This window comes from Ornithinibacillus massiliensis (assembly GCF_018310345.1).
GTDB classification, from domain to species: Bacteria; Bacillota; Bacilli; order Bacillales; family Amphibacillaceae; genus Ornithinibacillus; species Ornithinibacillus massiliensis.
On sequence record NZ_JAGXBY010000004.1, the window covers coordinates 221,998 to 245,297 of the forward strand.

Genomic DNA, 23,300 nt, shown 5'->3' on the forward strand with positions numbered 1-23,300 from the left:
TCACCTCAGTTTAAGCCGATGCGCTCAAAGATCACATCAACATTTTTTAAATGGTACGTATAATCAAAGCAATCCTCAATTTCTTCTTCTGTTAATAATGTCGTAATGCGGTCTTCCTTTTTAACTAATTCTCGGAAATGTACTTCTGTCTCCCAAGCCTCCATCGCTTTTGGCTGTACGATGTCATAAGCTTCTTCGCGACTCATTCCCTTTTCGATTAGAGCGAGAAGCACTCGTTGTGAGAAGATAACCCCATGTGTCTTATCAATATTTCGCTTCATGTTTTCTGGGAAGACCGTTAAGTTTTTCACGATATTGCTAAAACGATTTAACATATAGTTAAGTGCTATCGTTGCATCTGGTAAAATAACGCGCTCCGCCGAGGAATGGGAAATGTCACGCTCATGCCAAAGGGAAACATTTTCATAAGCTGTTACCATATAACCGCGAATGACTCTGGCCATACCTGTCATATTTTCTGAACCGATTGGATTTCGCTTATGTGGCATAGCAGAGGATCCTTTTTGACCTTTTGCAAAGAACTCTTCCACTTCACGAGTTTCGGTTTTCTGTAATCCACGAATTTCTGTCGCAAACTTTTCGATAGAAGTCGCAATCAGAGCGAGGGTCGACATATATGCTGCATGACGATCACGTTGTAAGGTTTGTGTCGATACCGGTGCCGGTGATAGCCCTAACTTTTCACACACATACTGTTCAACAAAGGGATCGATATTTGCATATGTTCCAACCGCACCAGATAGCTTTCCAAATTCAATATTTTTTGCCGCTAGTTCAAAACGCTCTAAATTACGTTTCATTTCCTCATACCAAAGGGCAAGCTTCAATCCAAAGGTTGTCGGTTCTGCATGTACACCATGCGTTCTCCCCATCATGACCGTATGCTTGTTCTCGATTGCTTTGTTTTTTAAAATTTCGATGAAGTTATGTAAATCCTTTCGAATAATGTCATTCGCTTGTTTTAATAGGTAAGAAAGGGCCGTATCCACTACATCTGTGGAAGTCAAACCATAGTGAACCCATTTGCGTTCTTCCCCTAACGTTTCGGATACAGCACGAGTGAATGCAACTACATCATGCCTTGTCTCCTGTTCAATTTCATATATACGATTAATATCAAACGAAGCATTCTCACGGAGCTTCACAACATCTTCTTTTGGAATAATCCCAAGCTCACTCCATGCTTCACATGCTAAAACTTCAACCTCTAACCATGCCTTAAATTTATTTTCTTCCGTCCAAATAGATCCCATTTCTTCTCTTGTATAACGTTCAATCATTGTTTTGCCTCCTCAAACTGTTTAACCTGCTCTATGCTGTCTTCTCCAATAAATGTAATATGCCCCATTTTCCGCTTTGCTTTCGCTTCAGCCTTTCCATACAAGTGAATAAATCCTTGATTTACGTTAACCATTGCTTTTAAGGTTGGTTCTACATCTTCCCCTAAAATATTAATCATCGCAGAAGGTTCAAGAAGCTTCACTGGTATTAATGGTAAACCACAGATTGCTCGTATATGCTGAGCAAACTGTGAAATATTACACGCCTCAATGGTGTAATGTCCCGAATTATGCGGACGTGGTGCCATTTCATTTAAGTAAATGTTATTTCCTGATACAAACATTTCAATTGCAAATGTCCCTACAACCTCTATCTTATTTGCCAGTAATGTTGCTGCTTCATATGCCTTTCTCTGCACTTCTGTCGATACCTTTGCAGGTGCTGTTGTTTGAAACAGAATATGATCCTTATGTACATTTTCTGCAATAGGGAAAAATTCGATTGCACCCTTTGCATCTCGAGTAAACACGACCGAAATCTCTTTATCAAACGAAAGCCATGTTTCGATGATACAATGCCCATTTTGTTCTACAAACTGAATCGTATTTGGAATATCCGCTTCTGATTCTAGTTTTAACTGTCCCTTTCCATCGTATCCCCCTCGACAGGTTTTCATCACAACAGGAAAGGATACTTCTTTCAATGCCTCCTGACACGCTTTACCATTATGGACAATAAAAAAGTCAGGGACTGGTAATTGTAATGCCTTCATAACTGTCTTCTCTTTTTCGCGATTTTGCGTTACTTCTAATGCATAGGCGCCTTGTGGAAGTTTTCCCTGCTCCTCAATAAAGGTTGCAGCTTCCAAATCGACATTTTCAAACTCATACGTCACAACATCACTTTTGTCGGTTAATTCTTTAATTGCATTCATGTCATCATAAGCTGCAACGATTTGGCCATCCGAGACTTGTGAAGTGGGACAGTTCGGTGTTGGGTCTAACACGATAACCCGATAGCCCATATACTTCGCTGCTATCGCCATCATTCGACCAAGCTGCCCGCCGCCAATGATACCAATTGTTTGTGGTGGTAGAATACTAGTATTGCTTTGCAAGGTCTTCCCTCATTTCATCCACTTTTGCTTTCATGTTGGTACGATAGTTTTCTAATTTATTTGCGATATCCTCATCAAAAGATCCTAGAATTTGAGCCGCCAGTAATCCTGCATTTATAGCACCTGCTTTTCCAATTGCAACCGTAGCAGTCGGAACCCCACCTGGCATTTGTACAATAGATAATAGGGAGTCAAGTCCATTCAATGCTTTACTTTGAACTGGAACACCGATAACTGGTAATGTTGTTTGTGAAGCTACCATACCTGGTAAATGGGCTGCACCTCCAGCTCCCGCAATGATTACTTTTAAGCCTCGTTCACGTGCGGTTTTCGCATATGTAAACATTTCGTCTGGAGTTCGATGTGCAGAGATGACATCTTTTTCGTAACGAATATTTAGTTCTTCTAATAGGGTACATGTATGCTTCATCGTATCCCAATCCGATATACTACCCATGATTACACCAACTAAAGCCATTTCGATTTCTCCTTCCTTTAGTAGAAAAGATTCCCTATCCTATACCATGAAAAAGGTCTATTCACCTCTCTCATTGGATGAGAGAAGACGAATAGACCAAAAATAAGGTCGACAAATAACCATTGTTGTACCAATGACGCATCTTCCCTCATAGTCCAGCATTTACGGTGCCAGGTAGAGACTTCAAGGCCATATTCCAAGAAATATATGAGGATCTGTATTCTTTTGATGCATTTAGCATAACAAAGATACCATTAATGGTCAATTAAAAAATCGAACAATTTCCACTTGATTTCAACAATCGTTCGGTTTTATACAGTATTTAGTATAAATATGGATAAACTGTTACATGTATTGCATCTTTTACTACTGTTTTTCCATTTTAAGCTAGTACGTTATGATGGTATTGATAACTTATCAATGAAAGTGTTTGATTGCGGAACTACATCCGTACTTTCAATACTCACAATTCATTTATCTTGTAGCGTTCATTACTTTAAAAACAACACTGCCAAACGTAAACTTAACAGGGTATAATGAAAATACCACAGCAATAATCACGCAGAGTGTCTTTATCCCTCCAGTTAAATGAAACATATCGTTTATCATGTAATTAGCTAATTGGATAAGACCAAATACAATACTCACCGACACAATAAAAGCAACCAATATTAGAATTACTTGCAGTAAGGATATCTGTTTTATTTTCCCTAATTTTTTTATACTGCCATCGTTAATTGAAAAAGATAAGTACGCCATTGGAGTTAATAATAAGTACCAATTTGAATAGCCAAACCCTATCCACGAAGCACCCATTCCCAAAAGCAGAATCCAACCAATTATGTTAAAGTTTTTTCTATTCACCTAACCACTCCTTAAAAAAATGATATATTGTTAATTTGCTATATTGTCCTGATTGATGCTCATTCTATTTCGGAATTGCTCTCGTTAGTAAAATTGAAATAGCTATAAGTAAATTTTTCACCCGAGAGTTCTTTTAATTGTTCAATTCCAATTTTTAATGCATTTTCCTCTGTATCTATTAGCGATAAACCTTTTTAAATCGGACTCCAATACTCATATGTATACTCATCATCCCACCTAAACCACCTTGAGACCTCCGTTGTATATAGTCCATCGGTTCTTTTAATAATTTCAACCTTATAAATTTTACTTGGTGAAAAAAACTCTTTCACAATCTCCCTCATTATTTTCACCGCCTTTTTCTTGTTAAACCTTGCACCTTTAGTTGAATTTCTTTTCTTTATTTTGTAGTCAATCCCAATAGTTGAAGACAATATCTCCAACTGTTTTAGATTTCCAATATTTAATGTTATTTAACTCAGCCTCATTAAGTTCATTCTTGTTTCCCACAATGATTCTTCCCTTATTTTCCTTTATCACTAGCGGTTCATTTAACTCATTCGAACGTAGAACTCGATAGTACGGGCTAAATCCATTTAACAACGGCTCATTATCAATAAATTTAATATAGCCATGGTCAACTGATGAAGCAAAAGCGATAAATGGATATACATTATTGAGTAGGATAGACATATTCTCCTCAAGAACATTTACTTTCACTTCATAATAATGACGAGCAGCTTCTGGTTCGCTAAAAGATAACACATTCCCATTTAGTCTATGGATTAACGAGTAACATACTTTTTTGAAGTATTCTCCATCGGTTACTGGATCAGGTCCATTAAATCCACTTACTCCATTTAAAAGTATCACTTTCATCTTCCCTTCTATACATTTGAACCTTGTTTAACTAGTTATCACAACACCTTTATACCTTGATATTAGCATAATTCAAAATATATAAAGACCCTCAATTTGATGATCCCTAATTGAACTAACGCACCCTTTAGCTTAAGTACGATTATTTCACAAAATATGTTCCTATGCTGGATTCTACATTTTAATTTATAATGTTATTAGATAGTCAGTCAGTGTCTAATTTATTTAATGCATTTTAGATTTCGTCTTCTTTTATTTGAGCTTTTCTCATCGTTGAAAGACTGAACCATAGTCCGCATAAACCTAGACCAGCTATCGAAATCGATAAAGCCGTTAGGAACCCTAGTCCGTCGGCTATGGCACCTCCTAGTGGGGCACCGATAACAACCGCACTACGATTGATGGAACGTAGCGTCGTATTCATACGACCTTGCAGATGAGATGGCGTGACAAACTGCCGATAACCCATTTCGAGAGGACCCTCGATTCCCATTGAGAAGCCGTACAGGAGCTGCCCTACTACCGCAAAAATGATAGCTATGTTCTGTGGGTCAGAGTTGATGGCTGCTGGAGCTAGAGTAATCAGGACTACTGCTGGAGCATAGAGAATTCGAGAAAAAGCCATTGCACGCCCTATACCAAAGCGATCACCTGCTCGAGAAGATAGAGAGGTTCCGGCGACCGCACCGACACCTGCAGCAGCGAGGGCAAACCCAAGGAGCGAAGCATCGAAGCCAAGCTCAATCAAAAAGAAGGATACTAGGACCGTCATCGTCATGCTATGGAAGAAAAACCAGGCGTGCGTGTTTAATGCAAGTGTACGAAGGTATTGGTGTTGGTAGACCCATTGCAAACCTTCCTTGATTTGCTGACCAAGTGGACCAGCCTTCACTTTATCTGAGGGTTGGTGTTTAACTGTGGCTATTAAAACACCTGAAAACAGATATGATACGGCATCTATAAGAAGGGCAAAAGGGGCTCCGATCCATGAGACAAGCCCCCCTCCAATGGCGGGACCACTTGTTTCCGCAACAGCTGCACTTTGCTCTAGCCGTGCATATGCACGTGTTAATAAAGGGCGAGGGACTAATTGTGGCACAAAGGACTGATGGGCAGCATCATTAAAAAGAGACATGGCACCAAAGAGCAACAACAGAATCATTAGCCAACCAATACTCAGTACTCCTGTGACAGCAAATAAGCAAATAAAAGCAAATATAATCCCACGCCCCATATCTGTTACTACCAGTACAGTCTTTAGGTGAAAACGATCAACCAAAACCCCCGCTATTAATCCCAACAGTACATATGGAAGCCATCTAGATGCTGAAACCCAGCCAACATCAACAGCACTACCTCCCATATTTACCACTACCAATACTTGCAGAGCAATAGTCGTAATATATGTACCAAAGTTTGAAGTTGTGGATGCAGTCCAAAAACGAACAAAACTTTTATGATCTCTTACTTTCACCGGGGGTTCACCTCTTTTGCTATTAGTAGTTAAAGTCGTTGTATTCAAAAGTTCGGTTTGGAATGTTGTTTCTCATGATGTAAGAAAATGTACTTTTATAAAAGAGAACCCTTTAGGGCGTTACCCCGTCATTTGTTTCTTCAGTATCATCCTTCAGTTCTGATAGGAACTGTCTATCCTTTACCTGAGTATTGTGACCAATCTCCATTTAAAGTAGAAACATTTCGCATAACTATTCTGCTTCCATAGTTCAATAACTTCAACAAAAAAGGGCTCTTCTCCTTCTTAAAAAAAGCTACCCTTTAGTCGAACAAGAATTTACTCTGCCCAAAAAATAGTTAATATAAAACCCGCACTTATTAGCAATTCGTCTTCTTCATTAAGATTTCTTAATGTTTTATATCCTTCTAACACTTGTTTAAATACATTTGAAACCATCAGTTATCCAAAGTGATTAAACCACGAATCAGCAAGAAGCATACTCACTAATCCCCAAGCTGTGACACTCACTATCCACCAAATTACGGATTTAGCTTTTGTTGAATTTTCCTTGTCTTCCATATTTGCTTTTATAAAAACGACCTTACTTTCCATACCTTTTTTCATAGAAATGAGAACAACAAATCCGATTATTATGAAACCAATAGTTATCCAGAGTAATAAGTCCACCTTTTACATTTCCCATTTTGTGAATTACTTTCCTTTCAATCTTCTTTATTCAATTTTCCTGCCCCGTTACTTCAATAACTCTACAAATCAATACTAACATAATATTCCAAATATATTATTGGAATTTTACCATAAGAAAAAGGCGACCTTCATAGATCACCTTGTTTCACTATAGCACTCGTTAATTTAAGTTTTTCTTTTCACAATCTAGCCTTAATTTTGCAATTCTCTTTCATATCTTTTTATAAGTAACCTAAAAGATGCCGACTTATGTCTTTATTTATGATGTAAAATAAAGAGAAGGATAAAAGAGATGCTTCTCACCTCCTTTATCCTTCATTTCTTTCAAAATTTGAGTCTCATTCTAATCCAATTGAACCTCAATTGGATCAAGCTTGAATGACTCCCTTGCTGGTGCTATGCCAGTACCATATTTTCGGCCTGGTTCATCTACTTGTTTCCAGGGAGTTGCAATCGGTGTAATGATGATGGATTTTGCTTCCTCAGCGATATTTGTCGTCATAAACCTTCCATTCATTACGTATTGATGATTTCCATAAGAACCATTTGTTACAACGGTGTATTCATTTCCTAAATTATCCTTCAACTCATAATCAAAAATGACAGCTGACCAATTTTCCTCTTCCCACTCTTTTAAGTTTTTGCTAACCTTTTCTTTGGTGTAAAAACTTGTAGAAATTGGTGTTCTAGTTATACTTTTTAATTCTAATTCCATGCCTTCCCCTTTAGATAACAGATTATCAAACTCCTGTGTTTGACTTCCGATATTATCTAGAGTTAATTCAAATAACCAGTTGCCTTCGATTGTATTTATTAATTGAGTTTGATCAATTTCCTTATCAAATGTACCGATTTTAGATGCTTTCCATGTAAAATCAAACGTATCAGGGTGATGTCCTTTTTCAAAATTGAATATTAATATGCCAGCATACTCATTTTCATCTATTTTTTTTATTAGCTGACTTCCACTAAACATGGCAGTAATTATTGCTTGGGGAGTATCCCATTCAATAAATGGTTCCTCTCCTAAATCATGCTCACTTTCCATTTTAAAAGCTATAGTAATATTTTCTCCATCATAGACTGCTTCCGTAAAGGTAATGCTGACACCATTACTTTCTTTTGTCATATTTAAATAAGTGGAGTGGCTTTCATATTCATCAAAAATATATCTTTTCTCGTCATCCTGGAACAGCTCAAAAATGGTTCCGATAATCGGTAGTTTCTCTGCAAATGAAGGAAAAGAAAAACTCAACATAGTAATGGTAGTAACAAGTAGAATAGCTGCAACAGCTATACCTCTTAATGAACGTTTTTTCTTCTTACTACTAAACTCAGCCCTTTTAATTCCATTACGAATAGAATTCTGGACATCCTCTTTTGGAACATCAATCTGTTCATATATTTCCTGAAAGTATTTTTCCTTCAACGTACCCCGCTCCTTTTAAGTTTATTTTTAATTGATCTTTTCCTCTATGTAGATAAGTTTTTACCGTGTTTTCAGGGATGCCCATTACATTTGATATTTCTTTTATTGGAAGATCATGAAAATAGAATAGAATGATCACTTCACGGTATTTCCTTTTCAAGTTATTAATTGCCTTTACTACATCAATTTGTTCTATGTTAATTCCTTCTTGATGCGAGATAAATTCCTCTACGTATTCCAGTGGGATATTCCCTTTTTTCTTTTTTAAGAACTCATTTGCAGAATTGATAAGTATCCTGGTTAACCAAGTAGAAAAATATTTATTCTTTTTTAATGTCTTAATTGCTACAAATGCCTTATAACTCGTTTCTTGCACAATGTCTAAAGCATCTTCTCGATTACCTGTATATAAAAATGCTGTTCGATATAATTGGTCACTGAACAATTTCAATAGTTCTTCAAATGCTTCCACATCACCAGATTTTGCTTTTACTATAAGTTTTATCTGATTCATTTTCTTCCTCCCTTCTCTAACAATTAGATAGACTTCTGTTATTAAAAGTTTCAAAAATATCATTAATCATAAAAAACGTATTAAACTCCTTTTAGTTTAATACGTTCTAGCTCTTGTAAATAGTTATTTTACTTATCTATAGTCTAAAGAACAGGGTATATTCAGCTGGTGTCAAATCAGAATCCGTCTGCAAGATGCTGACATTGTTTAAAATTTCTTATTAAACAATACTGCCCTATTAGTACAATGTCTGCCGTTCGATCTCATCTTCAGCTATTGCACCCTATAGTTGAATAAAAAGTCCTACAATAATATTGTGTCACATAAGGTATTCTCTTCTGTATCCATTCATGAGATTCTTAAAACCATAAAGCCAAAAGCTCCAAAAATAGCTAATATAAAACCCGCACTTATTAGTAATTCGTTTTTCTTCATTAAGATTCCTTAATGTTTTATCCTTCTAACACTCTTTTTCTATGTATAATATTGAATGTTTTTTCAACTCTACAGCCCCATTAGCATAATATCTTATAATCAGTTAATAACATTATATTCAGAGTATTCCCTCCAAAAATAAAGACCATCAAAAAGATGATCTCTTATTTCATTAACGCACCCGTTAGTTTAAGTACAATCTTTCACAAACATCAAACTATTATTACCCTATTTTTTATCTTTTTTAAGTATCACTCCCACCGCAAAAAACTACTATTAGGCTACGTTAGATTAGTCCAATAAAAAGATATATGGCAGTTCCCCAGATAAATAGAGCGGAACATTTGTTAAAAATATTCATTAAACCTCCTGTACCATCTAACTTTTTCATGACTGCTCCCACTAGCATTAAGCCAAAGAACCAAATCCAAGATACTGTAATACAAGCAATTGTAAATAAAACCTGTTCCATTCCTAGATATTTTAATGCACTTGTCCCAATAACACCGACTATATCTAAAATGGCATGGGGGTTTAATAAAGAAACAGATAAAGCGAAAATGATTTGTTGACGGATTGGTAATGCTTTATTCATATTAGTTGTACTTGGTTCCGAACGCCAAATTACATATCCCATATAAAGTAAAAATAAAATTCCGGTAATCATTAGGCTAATGCGTAGCCATTCAAATTGTAAGACGATTACGGATAGCCCAAAGATAGCTAAGAGGATTAAAAATGTATCGCAAAGTGCAGCTGTAATGGTAGCTGGAAGTGCTCGAAGAAGTTTTGGCTGTGTGGCACCTTGTGAAAATACAAATACATTCTGTACTCCTAAAGGTAAAATAAGACCGAATGCTAAGATTATTCCATGAAGAATGGCTTCCATTTAATCAACTCCCTTTTAATTACTATCGTACTATGATACAACTAAAAGAAAACAACCAATTGGATGTTTATATATCCATCCAATTTTGGGGGGATTAGATGGATTGGAAACCAAATCGTCATTCTCATTTGACTATTCAAGAGCAAATTGTTGATTGGATTAAATCTCGTATTGAACAAGGTGATTGGAGTGTTGGTACAAAGATTCCAACACAGCGTCAACTAGCAATGGAATTTAATGTGAATCGAAGTACTGTGCAACTTGCGATTGATGAATTAAAGGCAGATGGTTTTCTTGAATCAAAAATGGGTTCAGGGGTATATGTAGCTAATAATTCATGGAATGCTCTTTTGAACCGTTCTCAACCGAATTGGCAGCAACACATTGAATCAAGTATCCATAAACCAAACTATCATACGATTCAACTCATCAACGAATATGAGCAAATGGACCAAATCATCCGTCTTGGAACAGGAGAATTATCACCGGAATTACTACCAACGAAGCAAATTGAACAGTCATTAAAAAAAATATCCCTTGATTCAAAGGAAATTGGCTACTCATCGCCACAAGGAAGTGGAAAACTCCGGAGAATTTTATGCAATTATTTAAAAAAGCGAGGTATTCAAACTAATCCAGAAAATATTTTAATTGTTTCTGGTGCATTGCAAGCACTTCAATTAATTGCAGTTGGATTATTAGAAGAAGGTTCCATTGTCTTTCAAGAACTACCTTCGTACTTAAATTCTGTCCACCCTTTTCAATCTTCTGGAATGCAAATGATTTCAATTTCACGGGATAAACATTTAGCAGATACCTTAAGGACACTTAAAAGAAACAGACAATCTTTATTTTACTGTGTACCTACATTACACAATCCAACAGGGTATAATTGGTCCATAGAGGAAAGAAAATACTTTTACAATGTGTTTAAAGAGCTAAATATTCCAATTATTGAAGATGATGTGTATCACGAACTGTTATTTGAATCTCCCCCGCCTGCTATAAAGTCGTTTGATATATCGGGGCAAGTTCTTTATATTGGAAGTGTATCCAAAACGCTAAGTCCTGGATTGCGAATTGGTTGGGTTGTTGCACCTACACCTGTAATCAGGAGATTAGCTGATATCAAAATGCAGACGGATTACGGCTCAAGTGCCTTTTCTCAAGAAATTGTTGCACACGGGATATCATCTGGTCTATATGAAAAGCACTTAATTAAACTCCGTAAACAATTGAAAACTAGGGCAAGTTTTGTAGAAGAAATATTGGAACAGCGATTCAAAAAAATTGCAACTTGGAAAAAGTCTGAGGGCGGTTTCTATATATGGCTCAGATTTCATAAACCTGTTGTAAATAAGGCGTTATTTTTAAAATTAATTAAGAAAAATGTTTTAATCAACCCAGGTTATATCTATGAAACGAGAGATTTACATCATATTCGTCTTTCCTATGCCTATGCGTCTTTTGAAGAATTAAATGAGGGATTAAATATTTTATTAGAACTAATCCAGCAATAACCAGTAGGAAAATAAATATTGACACGTTAAGAAATTCATATAATAGACCAATTCCTCATTATTATAATTGAGTCATTGGTCTATCTTATAACTTCAACAATCCCGCCCCAATAGTTGAATAACGGGTGGATCTTTCCTTCTTAAAGTAATGCACCCATTAGTAAAACAAGAATCGGGTTTTAATCTACCCTCTTAACCAACAACACCCTATCTTGATTTGATCCATCATAATCAGAAAATACAGGTACTCCTTCCACTTCTTTATCACCATTTTCAATATCAAATCCCATCTTGGTGTGATAAGTGATTGAAACCTTATTTACTGGTGAAGTTACAGCACGAACAACATTTCGATTATTCTTTTTTACCGCATTGAAAAATTCATTATAAAGTTGCTTTCCAATATAATTTTTACGGTAATCAGGATTAACACCAACAAAATGTATGTATGCAACATCTGTATTAGATTGAGATAAAAAACCAATTAAAAAGCCAATAATTTGACCATCTTTTTCAGCAATAAAACTTGTATTATTAAAATGGTCAAAGAACAATTTTGGCAACATATCGGACATTTTCCTACCATCCCACCATTCATTAATCAAAGGTGAGATAATGTAATAATCAGAACTTTTCAATTGCGTATTTCCATTACTGACATCCTTTCTTATTGTGTATATTTCTAATTTGACATAAGCCCGATAAGTCGTTTTCATTCGCTAATCTAATTTTATACTCCATATAGCTCACTTCCCCCCCCCCGATCTTCTTCAACTCTACAACAATCTTCGATATTTAGAAAATTCATGAGTTATTAATATACCCTACGCTAGTTGACACAGTGAAATATGTTTCATATAATTTGGTTGGTCAACCAACTAAATGAAGGGGTATCGAAATGAGTAAACAGGATAAAAGAAAGCAATTAATTGATGCTGCCTACAATGTATTTGTTGAAAAGGGATATCTCAACGCTTCGATAAAAGATATTGCAAATGAAGCAAGTATAACACCTGGACTAGTTCATTATTATTTTAAGAATAAAGAGGAGCTATTACATTCTGTACAAGAGGAAGTACAAACCCAGTACCAAAAGCTATACGACGGACATACAGGAGAATCAATTAGCCCGCTAGAGGTTCTACATGAAATAAAAACAAGGGTGGAAAAGGATCCAGATTGGTACCGTTGGAGATATGAAATATATTCTTTAGGGATAAAGGACAAAGGCGGTGATCTCGAAAAGCAAGTGGAGTCTATACTCGACAATGGAAGAGAGAGTCTTTCTAATCCTTTGCAACAGATGGTGAAAAGTTCCCGTGATGCGACGGCACTTGCAAGTATATTATTGGCTTGTTTTGATGGCCTGGCATTACAAAAAATAGTGAATGATAAATTTGATATAGATCATTCATATAAACTTTTAACCGAATTAGTAGAGATTTATATAAACAATTCGAATTCTGACTAAAGTGTTTAATACATATTAAGGGTACAAGGGAGAAACCAAATGAGAAAAATAGTTGGAATGTTATTTACTTTAATGATTATTATCACCCCGTTCCATTCATTTGCAGATAAAAAGATCACTACCACTAACCAAATCCAATCTTTTATGGAAAAAGCGCTGGAGGAATATAATATACCTGGCGCCACACTGGCAGTCGTACATAAAGGGAATATCATTTTTCAAGATAGCTGGGGGACAATGAGTGACGGTTCCCCAGTTAGCGAAGACACAACTTTTCTAATAGGTTCAATAAGTAAGCCTTTAACATCACTTGCAATAATGGAGTTAGTAGAAGAAGGGGAAATTATACTAGATGAACCAATCGACACGTACATCCCGTGGTTTACCTATAAAACCGATAGTAATAAATCAATAAGGGTACGTCATTTATTGGAACAAACCAGTGGGATAAGTACCTATGAGGGGCTGAAAGTAACAGATCAAGAGAATCGTGATGAAAATTCTGGCATCACACAAGCCGTTGAAGAACTAAGTGGCGTAGAATTACGTCAAAGTCCCGGAAAGGTATATGAATATAACTCAGCCAATTATCTACTATTAGGGGCTATTATTGAAGCGGTTTCTAATCAAGCATTCTCTACCTATATTAATGACAATATTTTTGCACCACTGGATATGGAAAACACAACTGCAGACTATGAAAGTGCGATAGACAAAGGTTTAGTACCGGGCTACCAATCATGGTTTGGTCAACCAGTTAAAGGGGATGGGTTGTATGATCATTCGGGAGCACCATACGGCTATATGACGTCAACTTCAAGTGACCTTATTAAGTTTATTGAATTCATGTTACAGGGTGGTGAATTATTAAATGAAAGAAGTTTAGCCGAATTACAATCACCACCAGAAAGTGGCCAACGATATGGTTTAGGCTGGCATTTTCCTAGAAGCGGGAATAAATATCCTTATCATACTGGGGCAACAACAGATTATAGATCCGAGATATTCTTAATTCCTGAAGAGGAGCTAGGTGCTGTTCTTTTAACCAATAAGTACCATGAACTAGAAGCGGTCGCTTATTTAAGTATGATGGAGGGAATCCGATCCATTATCAATGGGGAAAACCCAGAGTTAACTCAATTAAGTGTCAGCACCCAATGGATTCTGCTCGGTATCGTATTACTTTTAATTGTTTTTATTTCTATAAGTTTAATTCGCTTAAATCGTAGAAAAGTTATAAATAAAAAAGTTTGGATATTTTCTGGTATTCTTTCCATTTTACTCGCTGTTGCTCTCATTCCAATTATCTCTTTCAGTATGGGAATATCCTGGCGGACTTTTGGACTATTTGCTCCAGACCTCCAGTTTCTTACAAGCTGCCTGACAGGAGTATTGGGAGCTTACGGGATTTTCATTTTCTTCATTATTTTCGCTAAACGAAAGAACTTCAAGAATAGAAAAGAGACTTAATCACGTTGGTGCACTCTAAAGTGCTTGGCTGGTTCAAGTTCGGTATTGCACCTGATTTAAACCAGCTAATTTTTTGTGTTATATTTCCTGTAAATCCACTCCCTAATAAAATGATCCCTTCTATATTCTAATGAACGGAAGGAATCATAACTGAATTAAGGACTACTTTAGTACGTTATATTTATTAGATACATAGTTAGTCGATTCTTGTCGATGAAATAACTTAAAAGACCTATACCTCTTTAATTAAATGGTGGTATGGTAAAAGAGTAAAATATTAATAAAATTTCCAGATTCTATGATATTCTATAAAAATTGGAGTGAGAGGTGTATAATCCATGGCTGACATTTGGGCAAACCACGTTCTTGATGATTATGAGTTGGATCCACTTGATGACAAAACCATAGATAAAGTAGAAAGAAAGTTGGGAGTCACATTCCCGGTTTCTTATATAAATCTACTTAGAGAGAAGAATGGAGGAGAGTTGAAATGTAATCGCTATCCGTATGTCTACGAACAAGATATTGATGAAGAGAACCCAGAGGAAAATGCTGACTTAACCATTGATTTCCTGCATGGTATCAGTACTAGGAAAAGTGAAGGTGTTTTAGAATCAATTTATCTCATCAAAGAGTGGGAGCTTCCAAAAGATATTGTTATTCTAAGTAGCAATGGTGGAGAAATATTTATTGCATTTGATTATCGTCAAACCAAAACGAGCCCTCCTATAATCTTAATTGATGCGGAGATGGAATTCGAGGATGTCATCGCCGCCAACTTTGACGAACTTCTAAACAAGTTATATGAAGATGAAGATGATGGATCAAATGACTTAACAGAGCTTGATAAATTCTACGACAGCTATACTTATGAGGAAGCAGAAAAATTCTTCAAAACGGACAAAGTAGGGATAATACAAGAAGCATTGGAATATTTTTTCCGTCATGATGATGATTCAACCTGGTTACTTACGAATATGGAGCAGTTAGTTCATTCGAAGAAGGCAGATTTTGCACCTCATGTTGTTGCGGAAGTCTTGTATAAGTTTATTGAGTCAAAATACGACACGGAGAGTTCTGAAAACAAGAAATTAGTAAGGCGTGTAATTGAGCAATTAGTAAAACACTCTGATCCAGTAATTCCAAAGGTATGCTAAAAAGCTACAAAAGTTAGTTGATGGTAAAGAGAATAAAGGGTAGGCATTTCCCTGTATTGTGCTACGGTAGATATTCAATCCACCGTAGCAGAGTAGTTAAACCACAACTTTTATAATACAAATTTAACTTACGAAACTATCTAGAAATTTACTCGCCTCACCATTAAATTTCCACATTACCCCAAACTTATCAACTAGCATTCCAAAACTTGCTGACCATGGCGTAGAAGATATCGGCATGATCACAGTACCACCTTCTGAAAGCCCTTCAAAAAATCGTTTATTCATTTCTGGATCACCATCAATAATACTGATTAAGACGGTATTCCCTTTTGTGATTTCGCCTATCCCAGCTTGCATAAAAGGCGGAACATCAGAAATCATCATAATATTCCCTAAAAACTCAATTCGAGATTCCATAATCATGTTTTGTTCTTCTTCTGTTAATGGGGCATTTGGATCTTGACCAAAAGCACCAAATCTCACCATTTTTACATTTGTAGCTTGTAATGCGTTTTCATAAAAGGCTAACGCTTCTTCTGCTCTTCCATCAAATTGTAGATAAGATATTGCTTTCATAACTTAATTCCTCCTTTTCATATTTGTAGTATAATAGGCCATAGGCGACAACTGTATGTCGTATATGGGAGGACAATATGAAAAAAATTGAGCGACTTATCTCGATAGTGATGATCTTGTTACAAAAAGAAGTTGTTTCGGCATCTGAATTCAGTCGACTTTTTAATGTAACTAGACGAACGATTCAACGTGATATGGAAGCATTAAGTTATGCAAACATCCCCATTTATGCGGAATATGGTCCTGAAGGGGGATATGCGCTAATGGAAGAGTATAAATTCGATAAGCGATTACTAAATCACATGGATATTGAAAATATACTTATAGCTTTAGGCGGCTTAGAGGGACTGATTACCAATCAAGAGATTCATACGACTATTCAAAAAATCAGAGGAATGACCAGCGCAGATATTTCTCCACCACTTGATTTAACTTTCTATGATTGGCCGGGAAGAAGCCAAATCAACGAAGAAGTTTTATTTATTAGGCAAGCAATTGAGAACAATTGGTTATTAAAATTTGAATATGTGGATCAAGTAGGAAACAAATCGTACAGATTCGTAGAACCCTATAAGGTACATTTGAGAGAGATGCATTGGTATCTTTTTGGTTATAGTTTAGAACGGAAGGACTATCGAATGTTTAAACTGACGAGGATAACAAATATCCAAAAAGACGGCTTTTTTACCCCAAGATCCGATAAGATATCTGAAGAAAAAAAACAACATAATGAACAACAAAGTTTGGTTACTGTACAACTATCGATAGATGTTGCTGTAAGAGATCAATTTATTGAGAGATACGGAAAAAATTCCGTTACAAAAGTGACTCCAAGAACCTACCATGTGACAATTGAATTGCCAGAGAATCAATTTTCCTACCAATTTTTAGCTGGCTTCGGTAATAAAGTTAAAATTTTAAAGCCAAAAAATTTTATCACAAAATATTTATTCTTTCTGGAGCAAGCAGTGAAGCTCTACAAATAGAATTTTCAGTGTTTAGCTTTGATTTAGTATACGATGGATATCATAAAAAAACCTCTGTTCCTATTTTAGAACAGAGGGTGAAAAGTATTATTTATCTTTCAAATTGAGATTTATCAACTATCATGTTACTGGACACTATATCTTTACTAAAACAAGGATCTGAATTGAAAAACTCGATCACGAAATAATAAGTAATCCATTCCTTTCCCACCTTCGCTATGCCTTATCACCATGTTAACAATATTCTTCCCATTAGTTCCTTAAGACATCTCATCAAAACTTTTTGTTGTATTCTCAATTTCAGGATTCGTTTTTTTCTTCGGATTGAGTAAACGTCCTTTTCGAACTTGTTTTACCCAGAATCCGCCATGAATTTGCTTCGGTTCATAGGAAATGATAAAGGCTTTCGGATCTATGGTTTTAATTTCTTCATATAATCGTAGTTCGTATTTTCTTGGTGTTAATATTTGCATAGATAGCCGGTCTCCATCCATTCCATAAGCAGACCAACTGGTTACACCATACCCCTTTTCCCTTAATCTACGGGTAAAGTTTAAATCAGGATTACCAGAGATAACATTTACAGTAATATATCCAAGTGCAAGCTTTTCTTCAATAATGGAACCAACAACTACCCCGATTCCATAACCAAGAGCATAAGCTAGTACGTTTTGTATCTCGTTCAAATTATCTAATACAAGACCTAGCCCAAATATGTAGACAACAATTTCAAACATACTAACAAAGCCTGCCACATAGCGGCGTCCTTTTAATGTTAAAATCATACGAATGGTAAACATGGAAACATACACGATATTAATAATCAGAATGATAGCAACCATGATTAGAGCATTTTCCAGCAATAACATAACCTCCTATTTTCTTAAACTCCTAAGGGCATACACCCATTTTTTAGACTTTGCATATAGTATAACTATCATACTGCAAAAAATGAGGTGTTGTCATGGATCCATTTCAGCAAATGTCTGATTGGAAACGGAATTTAGATCACTTCTTTGGCGAGCAATTTTGGAATCAGTTTGAAGGGATCCTTAAACCAACCATTCCCCAAATCAATATTTACCAAACGGACAATGAAATATTATGTATTGCAAGCATACCAGGATTAACGGATTTGGATAAAGTAGATATTTATGTAGACCATACAACGTTAGATTTACGTGGAACGATAGATATCGGTTTTAGTGCCGGTACAGTAGTGAAAGAGGAGATATTACAAGGTGTGTTCGACCGCAAGCTTTCCTTACCATTCCCAGTTCGCTCGGATAAAATCAAAGCAACCTATCATAATGGATTACTATATATTCAATTGCATCGGTTAATTTCTGATTCTAGTAAGAAGAATCGTGTTAAGGTTGAGTTATTAGAGGAAAACTAATGATAAGAACAGAAAATTACCTGAATGGTATTCTAATCTACACAATAAAAGCTCCGGCGATATTTATTCCGGAGCTTTTATATAGCCAAATACCATATTTCAGTTACTTAGGTATAGATTACTGTTTAATTAACCAGCTTCCGTAACTACTTTCTTAGCAGGTTGTTTCCAAAACAGCGATAATATGATTCCCATAGCTATTATTGCTGTAGCAAAGAAGTATGGATAATTAATATCTATATCAAATAACACGCCACCCACTATTGGACCAAATATGTTTCCTAAGCTTGTAAACATGGAGTTCATTCCCCCAACAAATCCCTGCTCCCTACCAGCTATATTAGAAAGGTAGGAAGTAATCGCTGGACGGAATAAATCAAACCCTACAAATACAATAAAGGTTACGAGTAATATAGATAGATATGATTGGACAACCGTCATCATATAAACGAGTACTGCTGATAATAATAAACTATATTGAATTAACCTAATTTCCCCTAATAACTTGGTAAGCCTATCAAATAATAAGACTTGGGAGATAGCACCAAATATTGCTCCACCGGTGATGACAATCGCAATATCTGTTGGCGTGAATTGAAACTTATGATCGACAAATAAGCTAAAAAATGACTCGAAAGCTGCAAGTCCGAACGAGGTAATAAAAATTAGTACAAACGAAATCAAATACATTGGCACAAACAATCGCTTGAAGCCAACTTTTTGTTGCGCATCCTGTTCCTCATCCTCATGTTCTGCTGCACGTTCAGGCTCAGTTAATAAGATAATCGATAGAATAGCTGCAAAGCTACCTAGCCCACCAGCAAAGAAAAACGGTACTCGAGTTCCGAAGTCTGCAAGGAAACCACCGATCCCAGGACCAATAATAAATCCAGTACTAATTGCAGCAGACATATATCCCAGCGCTTTAGGACGAGTTTCCCTCGTCGTGATATCAACGATAAAGGCTGTAACAGCTGGCATAATAAACGCCGCACTAATACCACCTAGAATACGCGATATGAATAAGGTTTCGATTTCTTTCCCAATACCAAATAAAAATTCCGAAAAACCAAAAATAAATAACCCAATAACAATCATTATCTTTCTGCCAAACTTATCGACAGCCTTACCTGCTAATGGTGAAGCGATTAATTGGGCAATCGCAAATGCTGCAGTTAAATAGCCTACTGTCTTTCCCGTAATACCTAGTTCATTCATTAATGTCGGTAATACCGGAATAACCAAACCAATTCCTAAAAAGGCAATAAATAAGTTCAGTAGTAATAACCATAAGGTGACTTTATTTGTACGCATATTCTCATTCTCCCTAACCTTTACTTTATATTCATAAACATATAGATAATTTTCTATTTACAACTTATTATCCTAATGTATATAGTAACTATATAGTCAAGATGGAGATGATCAAATTGAGCAAAAAAGAGAAATATTTAACTTCCGGTGAGTTTGCCCAGCTTTGTAAAGTAAACAAGCAAACCCTGTTTTACTACGATCAAATTGGCCTGCTATCACCCATTATTAAAAACGAAAAAGGATATCGTTTTTATTCTATTCATCAAATAGAGCTCTTTAATGTGATTGATTTGTTAAAGGATCTAGACATGTCCTTGAAAGACATTCAACACTACATGAATAATAAATCTCCAGAGAGATTTTTAGAACTAATGCATCAAAAGAAAGAAGAAATCGTCATCAAACGCCAAGAAATAGAAATGAAGGAGAAGCTAATCGATGCAAAAATAGAATTAATGGAAGATGCCGCCCAGACCGATTTTGATCAAATCACGTTAACACAATTGCCAGAAGCGACACTTTATTTAAGTAGAAATATTGAAAACATCTCAAATGATGAATTTGTTAAGGTCGTTTCCGATTTTATTGACGAGTTATACATATCCAAACTAGATTCAGGATATCCAATTGGGGTTATTACGAAAAGAGAGCATATTTTAAAAGGGGAATATACAAATTATAGTTATTTGTATATGGAGCAACCCACACCAAAGCAAGGTTATCCGTACTTTCAAGCAGTTAAGGGATATTTCTTAAGTGGCTATCATATCGGGGGAGTCGCAACTGTTAACCAAACCTATAAACGATTCTTTAAAGAAATGGACAGATTAAATCTAGTCTTGGGAGAATATGTTTTTGAAGAATTCGTATATGATTCCATTGTAAAAAATAACGAGGAAGAATACGTCACTAAAATTATGCTACATGTTTATAAGAAGGATTGATTTCCACTATAACTATAGTTACATAGAATTCCTTCTAACCTTTTCATATTAAATCCAAAACCGATTTAAATCTTAATTGAATAGTTAGGAATTCACTTTGATTTTAAAAGCTCTCTCCAAATAGCATAATGCCTGGTGCTTTTGAATAGAGTGAATTGTAATAAATAAACATTACACTTAAATAATTCCAAATAAGTCAAAATCTTATGATATTATATTATTGAAGGTTATCTAACCCTAACTGATGTAGTCTGTTTAAATTAATGAAGCTTAAGGAAGGAAAGTGGTATCGGTGAATGTATTAGAAATATTGTATTCCATTTCCGTTGTACTTACTGTTATTCTCTGGGGCAAGAAAAAAAACCTTTTATTGCTGCTAGTTATGGCACAATGGATACTCCTATTAACACAAGTTTGGGTAAACGGATGGCGCCTGCCAATGGTACTACTGTATTTAATTACACTTTTTCTTACATTCCGATTAACATTCAACGTTTCAAGAACAAAGAAACAAACGGTAGCCAAAAGAACTTTAATTACCGTCTTCCTTCTATTCGCCCTTGCTCTGCCCGGATATTTATTTCCTTGGTTCACGGTAAAAGAACCAACCGGACCATATCAGGTGGGAACAAAGACGTTTGAGGTTGTGGATAATAGCCGTGTTGACCAATGGGCAGAAGGAGACGAACCGAGAAGAATTATGGTCCAATTATGGTATCCGACAGAAGATGTTAAACATTCACCTAAAGCAAAGTACCATGAACACCCTTCCCTATTCATGGAAGAATTCGCCGAATTAAATGGAATACCAGGTTTTCTCTTACAATCTTTCGTCAAACAAAAGGTTCCAGCTTATAATCATGCCACTCTGTTAAATCAAGAAAATCCATATCCCATTATCTTTTTCTCTCACGGATTTGGTAGTAACCGAAGCCAGAACCATTTCCAAGTGTTAGAGCTTGCCAGTCAAGGATACATAGTTGTAGGAATAGACCATACTTATTTTTCTCCAGGAACTGTTTTCTCCAATGGAGACCGACCTGGATTAGCTGATATTGAATTTACTGGTGATGATGACCTTTTAAATGATTATTTATATGAATGGAGTAAAGATGCGCAAAGTGTTCTCAACTGGGTGGAAAATGTTAATGATGGAGAAATTCATGATGAAGTCTGGTTAGAACAAGCCAAAGGGCAAATCGATTTAAGTAAAGTTGGATACTTGGGCCATTCATTTGGCGGAGCTACTGCTAGTCATACTTTAGCAGTGGATAACCGATTCCATGCAGGAATAAATATGGATGGGTTTCCCTACGGAGACGCACATGAGTTAGGGGTTAAACAACCATTTTTAACTCTAATAGGTGACGATTCCCTAACTGCAGATTACATCGATGATGAGGACTATTTAGCTGAATTTTATCGAAGAATAGAGTCAATTAGCGGCTCTGACAACGTAATTCCATTTAAAGATGCGCTTCATCTAGACTTTAGTGATTTCCCTCTACTTTCACCAGTTACAAAATGGATAGGTATGACAGGAAACCTATCTACCAAAGAACTACACAACACAATAAATAATATTACTTTAGAATTCTTTAATACCCATCTTAATGTTTCTAATTAAGATGGGTATCTCCATAATACCTCTAATATTTTATTGCCATATTAATTTCTGGAATTTTTCTTTAGGATAGTTTTCCTAGATATGATATAGTTTTATATAATCTTATTCTTAGTTCAATATGATGTAGCCTGTCTACATCGTCTATAGCACAATGTGGGGGATATATAATATGACAACATTAAAGAAAGCAACATTTGCTGGCGGCTGCTTCTGGTGTATGGTAAAACCTTTCGATCAGTGGGACGGAGTGCATGCTGTTGTTTCTGGTTATACTGGTGGCCATGTAGAAAACCCAACGTATGAGGAAGTAAAGACGGGTACTACTGGTCATTACGAAGCGGTTGAAATTACGTTTGATCCAAGTATTATTTCCTATAATGAAATATTAGAGGTTTACTGGCGCCAAATTGATCCAACCGATGCCGGTGGTCAGTTCCAAGATCGTGGAGAACAATATCGCACTGCTATCTTCTATCATGATGAAGAGCAGAAAGCACAAGCAGAAGCTTCTAAACAAGCATTAGCGGAAAGTGGCCGATTCCAAAAGCCAATTGTAACAGAGATTCTACCAGCTGTTACATTCTATCCAGCGGAAGATTATCATCAAGATTTCTATAAAAAAAGCGAAAAAGAATATAAAGAAGATCGGGCCAAATCAGGCCGTGATGAGTTTATCGAAGAGAATTGGAAGTAAGATTAATTAGCATCCGTCATGACGGGTGCTTTTTCTATTTTAATAGATAAAAAACTGGCCGCCCATTA

General features: G+C 35.9%; 22 protein-coding genes, 2 pseudogenes and 1 riboswitch. Of the genes and pseudogenes, 9 read left to right on the forward strand and 15 right to left on the reverse strand.

Translation table 11 applies throughout. The features are described 5' to 3' along the window. Positions 1 to 5: 5 nt before the first annotated feature. The 11 genes and pseudogenes from purB to KGF86_RS13250 form a co-directional block, all read right to left on the reverse strand. Complete coding sequence (gene purB / locus KGF86_RS13205) at positions 6 to 1,301, reverse strand: adenylosuccinate lyase (RefSeq protein WP_186869024.1); 1,296 nt, start codon at positions 1,299 to 1,301, stop codon at positions 6 to 8. Then, positions 1,298 to 2,419, reverse strand: a complete 1,122-nt coding sequence (gene purK, locus KGF86_RS13210; RefSeq protein WP_211742153.1) for a 5-(carboxyamino)imidazole ribonucleotide synthase — start codon at positions 2,417 to 2,419, stop codon at positions 1,298 to 1,300. The genes purB and purK overlap by 4 nt, the downstream gene beginning before the upstream one ends. Further along, the gene (gene purE, locus KGF86_RS13215; protein WP_211742154.1) at positions 2,403 to 2,897 is read right to left on the reverse strand and encodes a 5-(carboxyamino)imidazole ribonucleotide mutase; all 495 of its coding nucleotides are present in this window, start codon (positions 2,895 to 2,897) and stop codon (positions 2,403 to 2,405) included. The genes purK and purE overlap by 17 nt, the downstream gene beginning before the upstream one ends. 131 nt (positions 2,898 to 3,028) lie before the next feature. Beyond that, positions 3,029 to 3,128: riboswitch (purine riboswitch) on the reverse strand. Positions 3,129 to 3,371: 243 nt separating this feature from the next. Then, positions 3,372 to 3,761 carry a disulfide bond formation protein DsbD gene (locus tag KGF86_RS13220; protein ID WP_211742155.1) on the reverse strand — a complete coding sequence of 130 codons (390 nt, stop codon included), beginning with the start codon at positions 3,759 to 3,761 and terminating at the stop codon, positions 3,372 to 3,374. 59 nt (positions 3,762 to 3,820) lie between these two features. After that, positions 3,821 to 4,105 (reverse strand): annotated as a pseudogene (locus tag KGF86_RS19365) (hypothetical protein). A gap of 67 nt (positions 4,106 to 4,172) precedes the next feature. Then, positions 4,173 to 4,640 carry a hypothetical protein gene (locus tag KGF86_RS13225; protein ID WP_186869028.1) on the reverse strand — a complete coding sequence of 156 codons (468 nt, stop codon included), beginning with the start codon at positions 4,638 to 4,640 and terminating at the stop codon, positions 4,173 to 4,175. Positions 4,641 to 4,875: 235 nt separating this feature from the next. Then, the gene (locus tag KGF86_RS13230) at positions 4,876 to 6,162 is read right to left on the reverse strand and encodes an MFS transporter (RefSeq protein WP_246521548.1); all 1,287 of its coding nucleotides are present in this window, start codon (positions 6,160 to 6,162) and stop codon (positions 4,876 to 4,878) included. Positions 6,163 to 6,555: 393 nt separating this feature from the next. Then, the gene (locus KGF86_RS13235) at positions 6,556 to 6,783 is read right to left on the reverse strand and encodes a hypothetical protein (RefSeq protein WP_186869030.1); all 228 of its coding nucleotides are present in this window, start codon (positions 6,781 to 6,783) and stop codon (positions 6,556 to 6,558) included. Between the two features lie 364 nt (positions 6,784 to 7,147). Then, positions 7,148 to 8,233, reverse strand: coding sequence for a DUF4179 domain-containing protein (locus KGF86_RS13240; protein WP_186869031.1), 1,086 nt, complete (start codon positions 8,231 to 8,233; stop codon positions 7,148 to 7,150). Continuing rightward, positions 8,202 to 8,747 (reverse strand): sigma-70 family RNA polymerase sigma factor, encoded by a 546-nt coding sequence (locus KGF86_RS13245; RefSeq protein WP_211742156.1) that lies wholly within the window; start codon positions 8,745 to 8,747, stop codon positions 8,202 to 8,204. The genes KGF86_RS13240 and KGF86_RS13245 overlap by 32 nt, the downstream gene beginning before the upstream one ends. Before the next feature lie 721 nt (positions 8,748 to 9,468). Next, positions 9,469 to 10,071, reverse strand: coding sequence for a LysE/ArgO family amino acid transporter (locus tag KGF86_RS13250; protein ID WP_186869033.1), 603 nt, complete (start codon positions 10,069 to 10,071; stop codon positions 9,469 to 9,471). A gap of 98 nt (positions 10,072 to 10,169) precedes the next feature. Here KGF86_RS13250 and KGF86_RS13255 point away from each other — a divergent pair, with 98 nt between their 5' ends. Then, on the forward strand, positions 10,170 to 11,591 hold the full coding sequence (locus KGF86_RS13255) for an aminotransferase-like domain-containing protein (protein WP_211742157.1): 1,422 nt from the start codon (positions 10,170 to 10,172) through the stop codon (positions 11,589 to 11,591). A 179-nt stretch (positions 11,592 to 11,770) separates the two neighbouring features. Here KGF86_RS13255 and KGF86_RS13260 read toward each other — a convergent pair. After that, positions 11,771 to 12,243, reverse strand: a pseudogene (locus tag KGF86_RS13260) (GNAT family N-acetyltransferase). A gap of 246 nt (positions 12,244 to 12,489) precedes the next feature. On the opposite strand from KGF86_RS13260, the gene KGF86_RS13265 reads away from it, so the two are divergent. The 3 genes from KGF86_RS13265 (at position 12,490) to KGF86_RS13275 (ending at position 15,689) form a co-directional block, all read left to right on the forward strand. Continuing rightward, complete coding sequence (locus KGF86_RS13265; RefSeq protein ID WP_186869036.1) at positions 12,490 to 13,062, forward strand: TetR/AcrR family transcriptional regulator; 573 nt, start codon at positions 12,490 to 12,492, stop codon at positions 13,060 to 13,062. Positions 13,063 to 13,101: 39 nt separating this feature from the next. Further along, positions 13,102 to 14,532: a serine hydrolase domain-containing protein gene (locus tag KGF86_RS13270; protein ID WP_211742159.1), complete on the forward strand. Its 1,431-nt coding sequence runs from the start codon at positions 13,102 to 13,104 to the stop codon at positions 14,530 to 14,532. A gap of 338 nt (positions 14,533 to 14,870) precedes the next feature. After that, positions 14,871 to 15,689 carry an SMI1/KNR4 family protein gene (locus KGF86_RS13275; protein ID WP_211742160.1) on the forward strand — a complete coding sequence of 273 codons (819 nt, stop codon included), beginning with the start codon at positions 14,871 to 14,873 and terminating at the stop codon, positions 15,687 to 15,689. 123 nt (positions 15,690 to 15,812) lie between these two features. Here the strand turns inward: KGF86_RS13275 and KGF86_RS13280 are convergent, their stop codons facing one another. Then, the gene (locus KGF86_RS13280; RefSeq protein WP_211742161.1) at positions 15,813 to 16,268 is read right to left on the reverse strand and encodes a VOC family protein; all 456 of its coding nucleotides are present in this window, start codon (positions 16,266 to 16,268) and stop codon (positions 15,813 to 15,815) included. Positions 16,269 to 16,345: 77 nt separating this feature from the next. Between KGF86_RS13280 and KGF86_RS13285 the strand changes: the two genes are divergently transcribed. Beyond that, complete coding sequence (locus KGF86_RS13285; protein WP_211742162.1) at positions 16,346 to 17,254, forward strand: helix-turn-helix transcriptional regulator; 909 nt, start codon at positions 16,346 to 16,348, stop codon at positions 17,252 to 17,254. Between the two features lie 260 nt (positions 17,255 to 17,514). Here KGF86_RS13285 and KGF86_RS13290 read toward each other — a convergent pair whose 3' ends face one another. Then, positions 17,515 to 18,117: a DUF2179 domain-containing protein gene (locus KGF86_RS13290; RefSeq protein ID WP_186869042.1), complete on the reverse strand. Its 603-nt coding sequence runs from the start codon at positions 18,115 to 18,117 to the stop codon at positions 17,515 to 17,517. Positions 18,118 to 18,218: 101 nt separating this feature from the next. Here KGF86_RS13290 and KGF86_RS13295 point away from each other — a divergent pair, with 101 nt between their 5' ends. Further along, on the forward strand, positions 18,219 to 18,653 hold the full coding sequence (locus KGF86_RS13295) for an Hsp20/alpha crystallin family protein (RefSeq protein WP_211742163.1): 435 nt from the start codon (positions 18,219 to 18,221) through the stop codon (positions 18,651 to 18,653). Positions 18,654 to 18,782: 129 nt separating this feature from the next. Here KGF86_RS13295 and norA read toward each other — a convergent pair whose 3' ends face one another. Then, positions 18,783 to 19,967, reverse strand: coding sequence for a multidrug efflux MFS transporter NorA (gene norA, locus KGF86_RS13300; RefSeq protein ID WP_211742164.1), 1,185 nt, complete (start codon positions 19,965 to 19,967; stop codon positions 18,783 to 18,785). Positions 19,968 to 20,083: 116 nt separating this feature from the next. Here norA and KGF86_RS13305 point away from each other — a divergent pair, with 116 nt between their 5' ends. The 3 genes from KGF86_RS13305 to msrA all read left to right on the forward strand — a co-directional run bounded on the left by KGF86_RS13305 (position 20,084) and on the right by msrA (position 23,232). Next, positions 20,084 to 20,911: a MerR family transcriptional regulator gene (locus KGF86_RS13305; RefSeq protein WP_246521550.1), complete on the forward strand. Its 828-nt coding sequence runs from the start codon at positions 20,084 to 20,086 to the stop codon at positions 20,909 to 20,911. Positions 20,912 to 21,293: 382 nt separating this feature from the next. After that, a complete protein-coding gene (locus KGF86_RS13310; protein ID WP_211742165.1) occupies positions 21,294 to 22,538 on the forward strand; it encodes an alpha/beta hydrolase in 1,245 nt (414 codons plus the stop codon). A 169-nt stretch (positions 22,539 to 22,707) separates the two neighbouring features. Continuing rightward, entirely contained in the window at positions 22,708 to 23,232 is a 525-nt protein-coding gene (msrA, locus tag KGF86_RS13315; RefSeq protein WP_186869046.1) for a peptide-methionine (S)-S-oxide reductase MsrA, read from the forward strand. Positions 23,233 to 23,300 lie beyond the last annotated feature (68 nt).